Raw genomic sequence first — 15452 nt, 5'->3', positions numbered from 1 at the left:
TGCCGGAAACGAAACGGGCAAGCAGGATAGCTCGAAACCAGGTTAAAAAAAGGGAAGTATGCCGTGCTATTACCTTGGCTAATAATAATACCTTTCGTCGGGGGCCTGCTCTGCTGGCTGGCTGAACGGCTTGGCGCAAAAGTACCGCGCTGGATCGCCCTGATCACCATGGGGCTCACGCTGGCGCTTGGCCTGCAGCTGTGGCTGCAGGGGGGCTATTCGCTGACGCAGGCCAGCGGTCTGCCGCAGTGGCAATCAAGCTTTGATGTTGCGTGGATCCCGCGCTTTGGTATTCGCTTCCACCTGGCAATTGATGGTTTGTCACTGCTGATGGTGGTACTGACCGGTCTGCTGGGCCTGATGGCAGTCCTCTGCTCATGGAACGAGATTGAGAAGTATCAGGGCTTTTTCCACCTCAACCTGATGTGGATCCTGGGCGGCGTTATCGGCGTATTCCTTGCCATCGACATGTTCCTGTTCTTCTTCTTCTGGGAGATGATGCTGGTGCCGATGTATTTCCTCATCGCGCTCTGGGGACATAAAGCGTCGGATGGTAAAACCCGTATCACGGCGGCGACCAAGTTCTTTATTTACACCCAGGCGTCTGGTCTGGTGATGCTGATTGCGATTCTGGCGCTGGTGTTTGTGCACTACAATGCGACCGGCGTCTGGACCTTCAGCTATGAAGAGCTGCTGAAAACGCCGATGTCACGCAATGTCGAATGGCTGCTGATGCTGGGCTTCTTCATCGCCTTTGCGGTGAAAATGCCGGTGGTGCCGCTTCATGGCTGGCTGCCCGATGCGCACAGTCAGGCGCCGACTGCCGGCTCCGTCGATCTGGCCGGTATTCTGCTGAAAACCGCAGCCTATGGTCTGCTGCGCTTTAGCCTGCCGCTGTTTCCGAACGCTTCAGCTGAATTTGCACCGATTGCGATGTGGCTTGGCATTATCGGCATCTTCTATGGTGCCTGGATGGCGTTCTCGCAGACCGATATTAAACGTCTGATCGCCTATACCTCGATTTCGCACATGGGCTTTGTGCTGATCGCGATCTATACCGGCAGCCAGCTGGCCTTCCAGGGCGCGGTTATCCAGATGATTGCTCACGGTCTTTCAGCCGCGGCACTGTTTATTCTGTGCGGCCAGCTGTATGAACGTCTGCATACCCGCGATATGCGTCAGATGGGCGGTCTGTGGTCGCGAATCAAATGGATCCCGGGTCTGTCACTCTTTTTTGCGGTAGCGAATCTCGGCATGCCGGGGACCGGCAACTTTGTGGGCGAATTCATGATCCTGACCGGCAGCTTCCAGGTCGTGCCTGTGATTATCGTGATTGCCACCTTTGGGCTGGTGTTCGCCTCGGTCTACTCGCTGATCATGATGCAGCGTGCTTACTATGGCGAAGCGAAATCGAAAGAGCCGCTGCCGGGCATGTCAGTACGCGAATTTGCCACCATCGGCGTGCTGGTCGTGCTGCTGGTGCTGCTGGGTGTCTACCCGCAGCCGATTCTCGATACGTCCCATGCTGCGATGAGTAATATTCAGCAGTGGTTTACCGCTTCAATTTCAACTACAAGGCCGTAATTCGCCATGACAATAACTCCTCAACAATTGATCGCGCTACTGCCGCTGTTGATCGTCGGACTGACGGTGGTGGTGGTGATGCTGTCCATTGCGTGGCGACGCAACCACTTCGTTAATGCCACGCTGACCGTTATTGGCCTGAACCTTGCGCTGGTGTCGCTGTGGTTTGTTGGTCAGGCGGGCGCAATGGATGTCACGCCGCTGCTGCGCGTTGACGGCTACTCCATGTTTTATACCGCGCTGGTGATGCTGGCGAGTCTGGCGACCTGTACGTTCGCCTATCCCTGGCTGGCGGGCTTCCCGGATAACAAGGATGAGTTTTACCTGCTGGTGCTGATTGCCGCGCTGGGTGGCGTGGTGCTGGCAAGTGCCAACCATCTCGCCGCGCTGTTTATCGGTATTGAGCTGCTCTCCCTGCCGCTGTTTGGCCTGATTGGCTACGCCTTCCGGCAGAAACGTTCGCTGGAAGCGGCGCTGAAATACACCATTCTTTCTGCGGCCGCCTCGTCGTTTCTGCTGTTTGGTATTGCGCTGGTCTACGCCGATTCCGGCAGCCTGAGCTTTGTTCAGCTGGGTAACAGCCTGACCGACAGCATGATCCAGCAGCCGCTGCTGCTGGTGGGACTGGGAATGATGATTATCGGCCTGGGCTTTAAGCTGTCGCTGGTGCCGTTTCACCTCTGGACGCCGGACGTTTACCAGGGCGCGCCTGCACCGGTATCGACCTTCCTGGCAACCGCCAGCAAGATCGCTATCTTTGGTGTCATTATGCGCCTGTTTATGTACGCGCCGCTGACCGACAGCGAAGCGGTACGCACCGTGCTGGGGATTATCGCCTTTGTCTCTATCCTGGTGGGTAACCTGATGGCGATTTCGCAGAGCAACATTAAGCGTCTGCTCGGCTACTCCTCTATCGCTCATCTCGGCTATCTGCTGGTCGCGCTGATTGCGGTGAAAACGCATCAGCTGTCGCTGGAAACGGCTGGCGTCTACCTGGCGGGTTATCTGTTCAGTAGCCTGGGTGCGTTTGGCGTGGTCAGCCTGATGTCCAGCCCGTATCGCGGTCCGGATGCTGACTCGCTCTATTCCTATCGCGGCCTGTTCTGGCATCGTCCGGTACTCTCAGCGGTCATGACGGTGATGATGCTGTCGCTGGCGGGTATTCCGATGACGCTGGGCTTTATCGGTAAGTTTTACGTTATCGCATCCGGTGTGAATGCGCATCTCTGGTGGCTGACTGCTGCAGTCGTTGCCGGCAGCGCCATCGGCCTGTACTACTATCTGCGCGTAACGGTGAGCCTCTATCTCACCCCGCCAGAGCTGCATACGCGTGATACGCCTGCTAACTGGGCGTTTACCGCGGGTGGTGTGGTTGTCCTGATCTCCGCCATTCTGGTGCTGCTGCTGGGTGTTTATCCGCAGCCGCTCATCAGGCTGGTGCAGATGGCGCAACCGCTGATGTAACGATGCATTCTGCTGACGAAAATCAGGCCTCCGGGCCTGATTTTTTTTATCTGTATCGATGGCCGCTACCATCATGGTGTTACTTCGGCCGGCGGAGTAGTCTCAGAATATTGTCATTTGAAGAGGAGGATATCTGTGGAAATAGCATGGCTTGATTGCCACCACCAGGAACTGACGGCACAGCAACTCTATACGCTGCTGGCGCTGCGTAACCGGGTTTTTATTGTGGAGCAGCAGTGCCCCTATCAGGATCTGGATGGCCAGGATCTGGCTGCAGAAAACCGTCATATCCTCGGTTTTCTTGAAGGGAAGCTGCTGGCCTGCGCGCGCATACTGACACCCGCGCAGCCGGATAAGGCAGTCGTTGTGGGGCGGGTGATTGTCTCTGAAGAGGCGCGCGGGCTGAAGCTGGGCTACCGGCTGATGGAACAGGTGCTGAACAGCTGTGAAACGCACTGGCCCGGGCAGGCAATTTATCTGTCGGCGCAGGCGCACCTTGAGGGGTTTTATGGCCGGCTCGGTTTTCAGGCGGTCACTGCTGTTTACCTTGAAGATGAGATTCCGCATATCGGCATGCAGAAAATATAACGGCGAGGGAAGCCTCGCCGTTATCGTTATCAGCCCGGCGTCATCTGCCGGTCATCGGTATATTTACGCTGATCGGGCGGTGGCGGAAAATACTGGTAGAGCCAGGTTTCGCTCAGCGTCTCATCTTTGGTGCGCAGGAACAGGCGCATCTCCACAGGCGTGGTCGCATCGCTGTTCGGATACCAGTCAAACAGAATGCGATAACCGTTAATCGGTTCAACGTAGAGGATCTCTACCTGTTTGAACGTGCCTGATGAAACGGTAATGACCGGCTCAATGCCCCTGGCAGCGGCTGCTTTCAGGTCGCCATCAATGAAATCTACGGCAAAGCGGCGGCACCAGGTCTCCGGGAAATGTTCACCCGGCGCCCAGCCTTCGGGAAAACCGCCAATGCCGGTACGGGTCGCATCCACGCGCGCCAGATCGCTGCGCACCGGCGGCAGCTGGCTCCAGTAGAGCTTATAGCCAAAGTTCAGCTCGCTGCCCGCCTGAATCGGCTCCTCTGGCTGCCAGAAGCAGACCACGTTATCCAGCGTTTCCCCGGTGGTAGGGATCTCCATCAGATTAATCGCGCCTTTACCCCATTTGCCGGTTGGCTCGACCCACAGGCTCGGGCGTTTGTCGTACCAGCCGATCACATCCTGATAATTTTTAAAGTCGTGATCCAGCTGCAGCAGACCAAAGCCGCGCGGGTTTTCATCTTTATAGGCGTTGAACTGCAGGCGCTGCGGGTTATTAAGCGGACGGGCGATCCATTCACCGCTGCCGCTCCACATCGCCAGGCGATCGGAGTCATGGATCTGCGGATGGTAGGTGTTGCACATGCGGCGTTCGTTGGTACCGCAGCTGAACATACTGGTCATCGGCGCAATGCCGAGCTGACGAATCGCTTTACGTGTATAGAGGTGGTTTTCCACTTCCATCACCACGCGTTTCTCTTCACAGTGAATGGTGAATTTGTAGGCACCGGTCAGGCTGGCACCATCCAGCAGGGCATACACGACAAAGGTAGTGTCGTCTGCTTTTGGCGTTTCAAACCAGAACGCGGTGAAATCAGGAAACTCCTCCTGACCGTTGCTGAACGTGTTAACAGCAACGCCGCGGGCGGAGAGGCCATACTGATAGGTTTCATCCACGGCGCGGAAGTAGCTGGCCCCGAGGAAAGAGACGATATCACGCCGCGCCAGCTCCGGCTTTTTAAACGCGCGGAAACCGGCAAAGCCGAGATCGTTTTTACCCGCCAGCTGCTGCGTGTCGACGCCGGCGTCATGATACTTAAACAGCTCCGGGCGAAAGTGGATTTCCCGTGCTTCGCGGCTGGCCGCATCAACAGAGAACATGCGGATACGCCGTTTAAATCCCATGCCGACGTGGAAAAACTGCACGTCCAGCTCGCGATCGGCGACGTTGTTCCACAGCGAGTGCTGAGCGTCATACTGAATTTCGTTGTACGCTTGCGGCGTAAGGGTCGCCAGCGTGTCAGGCAGCGCACCGGGCGCACCGCCCCAGGGCTTTTTCGCCAGCGCGGCGGCCTTCTGTTTCAATACATCAAAATCGAAGCGCACGGCTTTGCCGTCGGCGATGCCGTCATCGGCCCATGCAGATTGCGCAAACAGCGAGGAGAGCCCGGTCATGCCACTCAGGGCTGACAGAGCGACGGACGCTTTCACAAATTTTCTACGATTCATGCCGGAATTCTAATCCTTAGCTGCTCGGGTGTATTGTGTCTGTTTCCAGACGGTTAGCGTCGGGCTACAGGGGGTTACGACAGTGGCGCAATCAAAAAATTCACTCGCCGGAAAATTTATCAGATTAATCAAATAAACGAAGCAGATTCTCTGTCGCTCAGGGGGATCCGGCCTGTTTTTACAAAGCCGTCACGTTTTTACGGAGCGCACAGACGCAATTTCGGCCAGCAAAGTTATGATTTATGGCTATAGTTAATCGACACGTTATGAACACGGAGGAACCGCATAATGTCATCTTCAGACCAATTTGATAACCGTTATGAATCAGGTATTGACGACGATCTGGCGCTGTTAACTGAAACGCTTGAAGAAGTGCTGCGCGCGTCCGGCGATCCGGCCGATCAGAAGTATATTGAACTCAAACAAAAAGCTGAGCAGGCGCTGGAAGATGTGAAGAGCCGCGTCAGTCAGGCTTCGGACAGCTACTACTATCGTGCCAAACAGGCGGCCTATCGTGCCGATGATTACGTGCATGAAAAACCGTGGCAGGGCGTGGGTATTGGCGCCGCTGCAGGCCTGTTTGTAGGTTTACTGCTGGCCCGTCGTTAATACGCTGCCGGGCGCGCGCAACGCTGCGCCCGGCTTCGCCTGCCATACTTTCTTCGCTATTTACGATCTCTTTCCCGATTTCCCTTCCTGATGATTGTGTTTACCTCGCCTGCTTTCTACAGTAAAGCGTAACCAGGACAAGGAGAATGCAACGTGATACGTGTTGAGATGCTCGCCACGGGCGATGAAGTGCTGCATGGACAAATTGTGGATACCAACGCCGCCTGGCTGGCGGACGTGCTGTTTCAGCATGGCCTGCCGATGACCAGCCGCATGACCGTGGGTGATGCAATGCCGTCGCTGATTGATGCATTACAGAGCCGTAGCCAGGTGGCAGATGTGCTGATTGTTAACGGGGGACTGGGGCCGACCTCTGATGATTTGAGCGCGCAGGCCGCCGCGGCCGCCAGCGGTTGCGAGCTGGTGCTGCAGACAGAATGGCTGGCAAAAATGGAAGCCTGGTTTGCCAGTCGCGGTCGCGTGATGGCCGCCAGCAATCGCAAACAGGCTGAAATCCCGGCTAACGCCACGCTTATCGATAACCCGGTGGGTACCGCCTGTGGTTTCGCACTCCAGCTCAACCGCTGCTGGATTTTCTTTACGCCGGGCGTGCCGTCAGAATTCAAAGTGATGGTGGAGCAGGAGATTATTCCGCGCCTGAAAGCACGTTTTACCCTGCCTGAACCCCCGCTCTGCCTGCGCCTGACGACCTTTGGTCGCGGCGAGAGTGATATTGCGGCTGAGCTGGAGCCGCTGGCGCTGCCTGAAGGGGTGGTAATGGGTTACCGCTCTTCAATGCCGATTATCGAAATCAAGCTTACCGGGCCTGCCAGTGCGCGCGTGGCGATGGAGCAGGTCTGGCAGCAGGTAAAGCTGCTGCTGGCCGAATGTACGATTTTCGAAGGCACCGAAGGGCTGCCCGCGCTGCTGGCGCGTGAGCTGCAGCAGCGTAAGTTTTACCTCGCCACCAGTGAGCAGTATACCGCCGGCTTTCTGCACTGGCAGCTGGCCGCCGCGGGCGTGCCGCTAAGTGCTGGCGAGATTCTGGCGCCGCAGGCAGAAACACTTGAAGCACAGGTTGAGCGAACACGCATGCTGGCGGCAGAGCAGGGCAGCGCTCTGGCGCTCTCTGTCGGTGAGCTGGCCGAAGGAGAAATCGCGATTGCGCTGCAGACGCCGGAAGCGGGCTGGGGACAGCGGGTGAAGTTTTCACACGGCCGCCATAATCAGGAAACCCGGCAGAAAGTGGTGGCGATGATGGCAATGAACATGCTGCGTCGCTGGCTGCACGGCAGCGAAGTTTCAACCGGACACGGCTGGATCGACATCCTGGAAACGGTAAAGCATTAAATATTTTATGCAGCGAGCATCAGCATGGGCAGAGGGGGTGTTAAGCACGCCCGGATCGGCAAAACCCGCATCCCTGCGGGCCTCGGCACGCGGCATCCATGCCGCGTGACGTCCGGCTTAGCTTAACATCCCCTCAGCCCCTCAACGCTGGTGCTGCGGTAAGCTGAAGTTTGCTGGCAGCAATAAATATGCCTCAGGGGCGTGAGAGACGTTGCCGCTTGCAGCAGCCTCCGCGCCAGGACGGCGCGGCGGCAGGCTCCAGGGATGGATTCATGCCGGTGCAGCAAGGGGCAACGTCTCTGACGACTTACCTGAAGCTAATAGCAGGGAAATCTATCAGCAGAAATGGCGGTTACAGCTCAATCTCAATCTCGCCGCGCGCTTTACAGCAGCAGGGCAGGATTTCACCCTGCTGAATAAAAGCCAGCGGGGTTTCAGCGTAATCGACTTCGCCCCGTACCAGGCGCATACGGCAGGAGCCGCAGTAGCCTTCACGGCACTGAAACTCCACGCAGAGATTATGTGCCTCAAGCGTGGTCAGCAGATTAGGATGTTCATCTGCGCACTCCAGGCGGGAGCCTGAACTGCGCAGGATAACAACAGCGCGGCTCATGCTCAGAGCTGGAAATCGTTGAAGTCGTCTTCGCCTACTTCAGAGTCAATCTGACCCACCAGATAGGAGCTGACTTCCACTTCCTGCGGTGCTACCTGCACGTTATCAGACACCAGCCAGGAGTTGATCCATGGAATCGGGTTGGAGCGGGTCTGGAAGGGCAGATCGAGACCCACCGCCTGCATACGGATATTGGTGATGTACTCAATGTACTGGCACAGAATATCTTTATTCAGACCAATCATCGAGCCGCCGCTGAACAGATACTCTGCCCACTCTTTCTCCTGCAGTGCCGCCTTCTTAAACAGCTCGAAGCACTCTTCACGGCACTCGGCAGCAATCTCTTTCATCTCCGGATCGTCTTCACCGCTGCGCAGCAGGTTCAGCATATGCTGGGTGCCGGTCAGGTGCAGCGCTTCATCGCGCGCGATCAGCTTGATGATTTTGGCGTTGCCTTCCATCAGTTCACGTTCGGCAAAAGCGAATGAGCAGGCGAAGCTGACGTAAAAGCGAATCGCTTCCAGCGCGTTAACGCTCATCAGACAGATATAGAGCTGCTTTTTCAGCGCGCGCAGGCTGACGGTGACTGATTTACCGGCAACCTGATGCGTGCCTTCGCCCAGCAGATGCCAGTAGTTGGTCATCTCAATCAGATCGTCGTAGTACTTTGAGATATCCTGCGCGCGCGCCAGAATCTGCTCGTTGGTGACGATATCATCAAACACCAGCGACGGATCGTTGACGATGTTGCGGATAATATGGGTGTAAGAGCGTGAGTGAATGGTCTCAGAAAACGCCCAGGTCTCAATCCAGGTTTCCAGCTCCGGGATAGAGATCAGCGGCAGCAGCGCGACGTTCGGGCTGCGGCCCTGGATAGAGTCGAGCAGCGTCTGATACTTCAGGTTGCTGATGAAGATATGCTTTTCGTGATCCGGCAGTGCCTGGTAGTCGATGCGATCGCGTGAGACGTCGACCTCTTCCGGACGCCAGAAGAAAGAGAGCTGCTTCTCAATCAGCTTTTCAAAAATGTCATATTTCTGCTGATCGAAACGCGCCACGTTCACGGACTGGCCGAAGAACATCGGCTCTTTCAGCTGATCGTTTTTATTCTGTGAAAAAGTAGTATAAGCCATGACTAAGTCCAAAAAGTGAAGCGGGCTGGCAGCGCCAGCCCTGACATAAGTACGCGTCGCCGGTCAGATTTTGCAGGCGCCGCTTTCGCAGCCATCATCCTGAATTGACGGGGCCAGATCGTCCTGTGCATCTTCTGCGCCGTCGCGGGTGTTTTGATAGTAGAGCGTCTTCACACCAAACTTATAGGCGGTAAGCAGATCTTTCAGCAGCTGTTTCATCGGTACTTTACCGTTGGCAAAGCGGCCCGGATCGTAGTTCGTGTTTGAGGAGATCGCCTGATCGATAAACTTCTGCATCACGCCGACCAGCTGCAGATAACCATCATTAGAAGGCATTTCCCACAGCAGCTCATACTGATCTTTCAGACGCTCATACTCCGGTACCACCTGACGCAGGATGCCATCTTTAGACGCTTTAATACTGATGTGGCCGCGCGGCGGTTCAATACCGTTAGTGGCGTTAGAGATCTGCGAAGAGGTCTCTGACGGCATCAGGGCAGAGAGCGTGGAGTTACGCAGGCCGTGCGTGGTGATCGATTCACGCAGCGCTTCCCAGTCGAGATGCAGCGGCTCATTGCAGACGGCGTCCAGATCCTTTTTATAGGTATCAATCGGCAGAATACCCTGTGAATAGGTCGTCTCTTTAAACCACGGGCAGGCGCCTTGCTCTTTTGCCAGCTCATTTGATGCTTTCAGCAGATAGTACTGAATAGCCTCAAAGGTTTTGTGCGTCAGATTGTTAGCGCTGCCGTCAGAGTAGCGTACGCCGTGCTTCGCCAGGTAGTAAGCGTAGTTAATGACGCCAATACCCAGCGTACGGCGACCCATGGCACCACGCTGTGCTGCCGGAATCGGATAGTCCTGATAATCAAGCAGCGCATCGAGCGCGCGAACCGCCAGCACCGCCAGCTCTTCGAGGTCGTCGAGGCTGTTGATGGCACCGAGGTTGAAGGCGGAAAGCGTACAGAGCGCAATTTCGCCGTTCTCATCATTCACATCCTCAAGCGGCTTGGTTGGCAGCGCAATCTCAAGGCAGAGGTTAGACTGACGCACTGGCGCAATCGCCGGGTCAAACGGGCTATGGGTATTGCAGTGATCGACGTTCTGGATGTAGATACGACCGGTTGAGGCGCGCTCCTGCATCATCAGCGAGAAGAGATCGACCGCTTTTACGCGCTGCTTACGGATGCTCTCATCTTTCTCATATTTGGTGTAGAGACGTTCAAACTCCTCCTGATCGGCGAAGAACGCATCATACAGGCCCGGGACATCTGACGGGCTGAACAGGGTGATATCTTCGCCTTTCAGCAGGCGGGTATACATCAGCTTGTTGATCTGAACGCCGTAGTCCATGTGGCGCACGCGGTTACCTTCCACGCCACGGTTGTTTTTCAGCACCAGCAGGCTTTCCACTTCCAGATGCCACATCGGGTAGAACAGCGTCGCTGCACCGCCGCGCACGCCGCCCTGAGAGCACGATTTCACCGCCGTCTGGAAATGCTTATAGAACGGGATACAGCCGGTATGAAACGCTTCGCCGCCGCGGATCGGGCTGCCCAGCGCACGAATACGGCCTGCGTTAATACCGATGCCGGCGCGCTGTGACACATATTTCACGATAGCGCTGGAGGTGGCGTTGATAGAGTCCAGGCTGTCGCCGCACTCAATCAGAACGCAGGAGCTGAACTGACGGGTCGGGGTGCGCACGCCAGACATGATTGGCGTTGGCAGCGAGATCTTGAAGGTGGAGATCGCGTCATAAAAGCGCTTGATGTAGCTCATGCGCGTATCGCGTGGATAGTTTGAGAACAGGCAGGCTGCGACCAGGATATACAGGAACTGCGCGCTCTCATAGATCTCACCGCTGACGCGGTTCTGCACCAGATATTTTCCTTCCAGCTGCTTAACCGCAGCGTAAGAGAAGTTCATATCGCGCCAGTGATCGATGTAGCTGTCCATCAGCTCAAACTCTTCGGTGCTGTAATCTTCCAGCAGGTGGCGGTCATATTTGCCCAGCTCCACCATTTTCACGACCTGATCGTAAAGCTTCGGTGGCTCAAACTGGCCATAGGCTTTTTTACGCAGATGGAAGATAGCCAGACGTGCTGCCAGATACTGGTAATCTGGCGCATCGCGCGAAATCAGATCGGCTGCGGCTTTGATGATGGTTTCATGGATATCAGAGGTTCTGATGCCATCATAAAACTGAATGTGGGAGCGCAGTTCAACCTGAGAAACTGAAACATTGTTCAGCCCTTCAGCCGCCCAGTCGAGTACACGGTGAATTTTATCGAGATCAATGCGTTCCTGACGGCCATCGCGTTTGGTGACGAGCAGACTTTGGTTCATGTCGCGTGTTTACCTGTCCATGAAATAGGAAATTATCCCCTAACTATTCACAAGGTCTATGCACAAGCCGCTCGCTGTGAGTAAGCCTGTGGATAAACACTATATATAGGGGGTTCGGGAAGTTTTACTAACTATATGGTGAGTATTTTAGTCAGCATTCTTTGCTTAACAAGAGTTGATTTTTGGCAAAGAATCAGTCCTGGTAGCCGGGAAAAATCCTGGATCCGCGTGGCATAAGGCCTGGGTTAGCTGTCAACGGCTTCATACTTTTTTTTAATAGTATGACTGAGCGCGTAAATCTCAATCAAAGGCGCGGAACCCGTCATTAAGGCAGAGACGAAACGGAGAAGATCGGCTAGCGGGGATGAAGAAGAGAGGCGCGCTCCGCAGAGCGGGCCTCTGTTATCAGCGTGTTTCGCCTGCGACATCAGCCTGAGCGTGGGTATGAATCATATAGTTCACGTCCACACCTGGTCCGAGACGGAACTTGTTGGTCAGCGGATTATAGTGCAGGCCAATCATGTGGCGTTCGCGCAGTGTGGTTTCGTCTACCCAGTCCAGTAATTCAGCCGGGCGGATAAATTTTTTGGCGTCATGCGTACCGCGCGGCAGCATGCGCAGCACATATTCGGCGCCGAAGATTGCCAGCAGCCAGGCTTTAGGATTGCGGTTTATCGTGGAGAAAAAGACCTCACCACCTGGTTTTACCAGACGGGCGCAGGCCATAACAACCGAGCGCGGATCGGGTACGTGCTCCAGCATCTCCATGCAGGTCACTACGTCATACTGGCCAGCATGGCTGTTCGCATGATCCTCTACCGTCTGCTGAATATAATCGACGCTGACGCCGTTCTCTTCAGCATGCAGACGCGCGACTGCCAGCGGTTCCGCGCCCATATCCAGCCCGGTTACGTCTGCGCCTTCACGCGCCATGCTCTCTGCCAGAATGCCGCCGCCGCAGCCGACATCGAGCACTTTTTTACCAAACAGGCCGTTGCTGTGCTGCGCAATCCAGCCCAGACGCAGCGGGTTAATACGGTGCAGCGGCTTAAATTCACCCTCCAGATCCCACCAGCGCGAAGCGACCGCTTCAAACTTGGCAATCTCGCTGTGATCGACGTTCTGACGGCTTTCCTGCGGTTGTTCACTCATTGAATAACGACTCCTGGCAAAATATCTTCTGAGTATAAACGCTTAAACGTCAGGTGGCATCTCTCAGCGTGAACGAAAAGCGCCAGAAAACCCCGCTTTACGTTCACCGTACGTAAGCAATGTGATATACTTTCGCACCTTTAAAATCCGGGATTAAGTAGAGGGATAGCGGCTCCATGAGCGACCTTGCGAGAGAAATTACACCGGTCAATATCGAAGAAGAGCTGAAAAACTCCTACCTCGATTACGCCATGTCGGTCATTGTTGGCCGAGCCTTACCCGATGTCCGTGATGGCCTGAAGCCGGTGCATCGCCGCGTGCTTTACGCCATGAGCGAACTGGGTAACGACTGGAATAAAGCCTATAAGAAATCTGCCCGTGTGGTAGGTGACGTTATCGGTAAGTATCACCCGCACGGTGACTCTGCTGTATACGAAAGTATTGTCCGTATGGCCCAGCCGTTCTCCCTGCGCTATATGTTGGTTGACGGTCAGGGTAACTTCGGTTCCGTTGATGGCGACTCCGCCGCAGCGATGCGTTATACCGAAGTCCGTATGGCGAAGATCTCCTCTGAGCTTCTGGCCGATCTGGAAAAAGAGACGGTCGACTTTGTGCCAAACTACGACGGCACCGAGCAGATCCCGGAAGTGCTGCCAACCAAAATTCCTAACCTGCTGGTAAACGGCTCCTCCGGTATCGCCGTGGGAATGGCAACTAACATTCCGCCGCATAACCTGACTGAAGTGATCAACGGCTGCCTCGCCTTTATCGATGATGAAAACATCAGCGTAGAAGGGCTGATGGAGCACATCACCGGTCCGGACTTCCCGACCGCAGCCTTTATCAATGGCCGTCGTGGTATTGAAGAGGCCTATCGTACCGGGCGCGGTAAAATCTACATTCGCGCGCGTGGCGAAATCGAAACCGATGCCAAAACCGGTCGCGAAACCATTATTGTCAATGAGATCCCGTATCAGGTTAACAAAGCGCGCCTGATTGAAAAAATTGCCGAGCTGGTTAAAGAGAAGCGCGTTGAAGGGATCAGCGGGCTGCGCGATGAGTCTGATAAAGACGGTATGCGCATTGTCATTGAAGTCAAACGCGACGCCGTGGGTGAAGTGGTTCTGAACAACCTCTATTCGCTGACGCAGCTGCAGGTCTCTTTCGGCATCAACATGGTGGCTCTGCATCAGGGTCAGCCGAAGATCATGCCGCTGAAAGATATCATCGAAGCCTTTGTGCGCCACCGTCGCGAAGTGGTGACGCGTCGCACCATCTTCGAACTGCGCAAAGCGCGCGATCGTGCCCATATCCTTGAAGGTCTGGCGATTGCGCTGGCGAATATCGATCCGATTATCGAGCAGATCCGTCGCGCGCCGACGCCAGCAGAAGCGAAGGGCGCTCTGCTGGCACAGGCGTGGGATCTCGGCAATGTTGCCGCCATGCTTGAGCGTGCCGGCGATGACGCTGCGCGGCCGGAGTGGCTGGAGCCTGAATTTGGTATTCGCGATGGCCGCTACTATCTTACCGAGCAGCAGGCTCAGGCGATTCTGGATCTGCGTCTGCAGAAACTGACCGGCCTTGAGCATGAGAAACTGCTTGATGAGTACAAAGAGCTGCTGGAGCAGATTGCCGGGCTGATTCACATTCTGCAGAGTGCTGACCGCCTGATGGAAGTGATCCGCGAAGAGCTGGAAGCGATGCGCGATCAGTTTGGCGATGCGCGCCGTACTGAGATCACCGCCAACAGCGCGGATATCAATATCGAAGATCTGATCAACCAGGAAGATGTGGTCGTCACCCTGTCGCACCAGGGCTACGTTAAGTATCAGCCGCTGTCAGATTATGAAGCGCAGCGCCGCGGCGGCAAGGGTAAATCAGCCGCACGTATCAAAGAAGAGGACTTCATTGATCGCCTGCTGGTAGCTAATACCCACGACACGATTCTCTGCTTCTCCAGCCGGGGTCGTCTCTACTGGATGAAGGTTTATCAGCTGCCGGAAGCGAGCCGTGGCGCACGCGGGCGTCCTATCGTCAACCTGCTGCCGCTGGAAGCTAACGAGCGCATTACCGCTATTCTGCCGGTGCGTGAGTATACCGAAGGCTTCAATATCTTTATGGCGACGGCCAGCGGCACGGTGAAGAAAACCGCGCTGCAGGAGTTCAGTCGTCCGCGCAGCGCCGGCATTATCGCCATCAACCTGCGTGAAGATGATGAGCTGATTGGCGTAGCGCTGACCAACGGCAATGATGAAGCGATGCTCTTCTCCGCTGGCGGTAAAGTTGTGCGCTTTGCTGAGAGTGCAGTGCGTGCCATGGGGCGTTCAGCCTCAGGCGTGCGCGGTATCAGGCTGGCAGAGAACGATAAAGTGGTGTCGCTGATTGTGCCGCGCGAAGAGGGCGCGATCCTCACCGTTACGCAGAATGGTTACGGTAAGCGTACGGCTAACAGCGAGTATCCGACGAAATCGCGTGCCACTCAGGGCGTTATCTCGATCAAAGTTACCGAGCGTAACGGACCGGTTATCGGTGCGGTACAGGTGGTAGACGGCGATCAGATTATGATGATCACCGATGCCGGCACGCTGGTACGCACCCGCGTATCGGAAGTCAGCGTGGTCGGCCGTAACACGCAGGGCGTGATCCTGATCCGCACCGCGGAAGATGAGAACGTGGTTGGCCTGCAGCGCGTGGCGGAGCCGGTTGAAGAAGAGGAGCTGGATGCCATCGACGGCAGCGTGGCGGAAGGCGAAGAGGATATCGCGCCGGAAGTCGACAGCGATGACGAGGCACCGGACGCAGAAGACGACGCATAATCGTCTGAAGCACCTTATCAGCGGCAGGTCAGGGCAACCGACCTGCCGTTTTATTATCTGAGTTTTCGCCCCGCACCTCTGCACCAACTGGCTTTTTCGCAGCGAT

At 55.7% G+C, this 15452-nt stretch carries 11 protein-coding genes; 6 read left to right on the top strand and 5 right to left on the bottom strand.

Features of this window, described 5'->3' with window-relative positions:
- Positions 1–63 precede the first annotated feature (63 nt).
- From nuoM to F3J39_RS07320, 3 genes are all read left to right on the top strand, one after another.
- A complete protein-coding gene (nuoM, locus tag F3J39_RS07330; RefSeq protein ID WP_039385553.1) occupies positions 64–1584 on the top strand; it encodes an NADH-quinone oxidoreductase subunit M in 1521 nt (506 codons plus the stop codon).
- A gap of 6 nt (positions 1585–1590) precedes the next feature.
- Positions 1591–3048 (top strand): NADH-quinone oxidoreductase subunit NuoN, encoded by a 1458-nt coding sequence (nuoN, locus tag F3J39_RS07325; RefSeq protein WP_039385550.1) that lies wholly within the window; start codon positions 1591–1593, stop codon positions 3046–3048.
- A 135-nt stretch (positions 3049–3183) separates the two neighbouring features.
- Positions 3184–3636, top strand: a complete 453-nt coding sequence (locus F3J39_RS07320) for a GNAT family N-acetyltransferase (RefSeq protein ID WP_039385547.1) — start codon at positions 3184–3186, stop codon at positions 3634–3636.
- 29 nt (positions 3637–3665) lie between these two features.
- On the opposite strand, the gene F3J39_RS07315 is transcribed toward F3J39_RS07320, so the two are convergent.
- A complete protein-coding gene (locus F3J39_RS07315; RefSeq protein WP_039385544.1) occupies positions 3666–5324 on the bottom strand; it encodes a glucan biosynthesis protein in 1659 nt (552 codons plus the stop codon).
- Between the two features lie 288 nt (positions 5325–5612).
- On the opposite strand from F3J39_RS07315, the gene elaB reads away from it, so the two are divergent.
- Both elaB and F3J39_RS07305 read left to right on the top strand, forming a co-directional pair.
- Positions 5613–5933, top strand: a complete 321-nt coding sequence (elaB, locus tag F3J39_RS07310) for a stress response protein ElaB (protein WP_039385541.1) — start codon at positions 5613–5615, stop codon at positions 5931–5933.
- 153 nt (positions 5934–6086) lie between these two features.
- On the top strand, positions 6087–7283 hold the full coding sequence (locus F3J39_RS07305; protein WP_166714018.1) for a nicotinamide mononucleotide deamidase-related protein YfaY: 1197 nt from the start codon (positions 6087–6089) through the stop codon (positions 7281–7283).
- A gap of 352 nt (positions 7284–7635) precedes the next feature.
- Here F3J39_RS07305 and yfaE read toward each other — a convergent pair whose 3' ends face one another.
- From yfaE to ubiG, 4 genes are all read right to left on the bottom strand, one after another.
- Entirely contained in the window at positions 7636–7896 is a 261-nt protein-coding gene (gene yfaE, locus F3J39_RS07300; RefSeq protein ID WP_039385536.1) for a class I ribonucleotide reductase maintenance protein YfaE, read from the bottom strand.
- Between the two features lie 2 nt (positions 7897–7898).
- Positions 7899–9029, bottom strand: a complete 1131-nt coding sequence (gene nrdB / locus F3J39_RS07295) for a class Ia ribonucleoside-diphosphate reductase subunit beta (protein ID WP_039385534.1) — start codon at positions 9027–9029, stop codon at positions 7899–7901.
- Positions 9030–9092: 63 nt separating this feature from the next.
- Positions 9093–11378: a class 1a ribonucleoside-diphosphate reductase subunit alpha gene (nrdA, locus tag F3J39_RS07290; protein ID WP_039385532.1), complete on the bottom strand. Its 2286-nt coding sequence runs from the start codon at positions 11376–11378 to the stop codon at positions 9093–9095.
- A 405-nt stretch (positions 11379–11783) separates the two neighbouring features.
- Positions 11784–12530, bottom strand: coding sequence for a bifunctional 2-polyprenyl-6-hydroxyphenol methylase/3-demethylubiquinol 3-O-methyltransferase UbiG (gene ubiG, locus F3J39_RS07285; protein ID WP_166714017.1), 747 nt, complete (start codon positions 12528–12530; stop codon positions 11784–11786).
- A 176-nt stretch (positions 12531–12706) separates the two neighbouring features.
- On the opposite strand from ubiG, the gene gyrA reads away from it, so the two are divergent.
- The gene (gene gyrA / locus F3J39_RS07280; RefSeq protein WP_039385529.1) at positions 12707–15346 is read left to right on the top strand and encodes a DNA topoisomerase (ATP-hydrolyzing) subunit A; all 2640 of its coding nucleotides are present in this window, start codon (positions 12707–12709) and stop codon (positions 15344–15346) included.
- The last annotated feature ends 106 nt before the right edge of the window (positions 15347–15452 follow it).

This window comes from Pantoea sp. Acro-807, from assembly GCF_011752675.1.
GTDB classification, from domain to species: Bacteria; Pseudomonadota; Gammaproteobacteria; order Enterobacterales; family Enterobacteriaceae; genus Pantoea; species Pantoea eucrina.
This window is presented reverse-complemented; position numbering and strand designations above follow the sequence as displayed.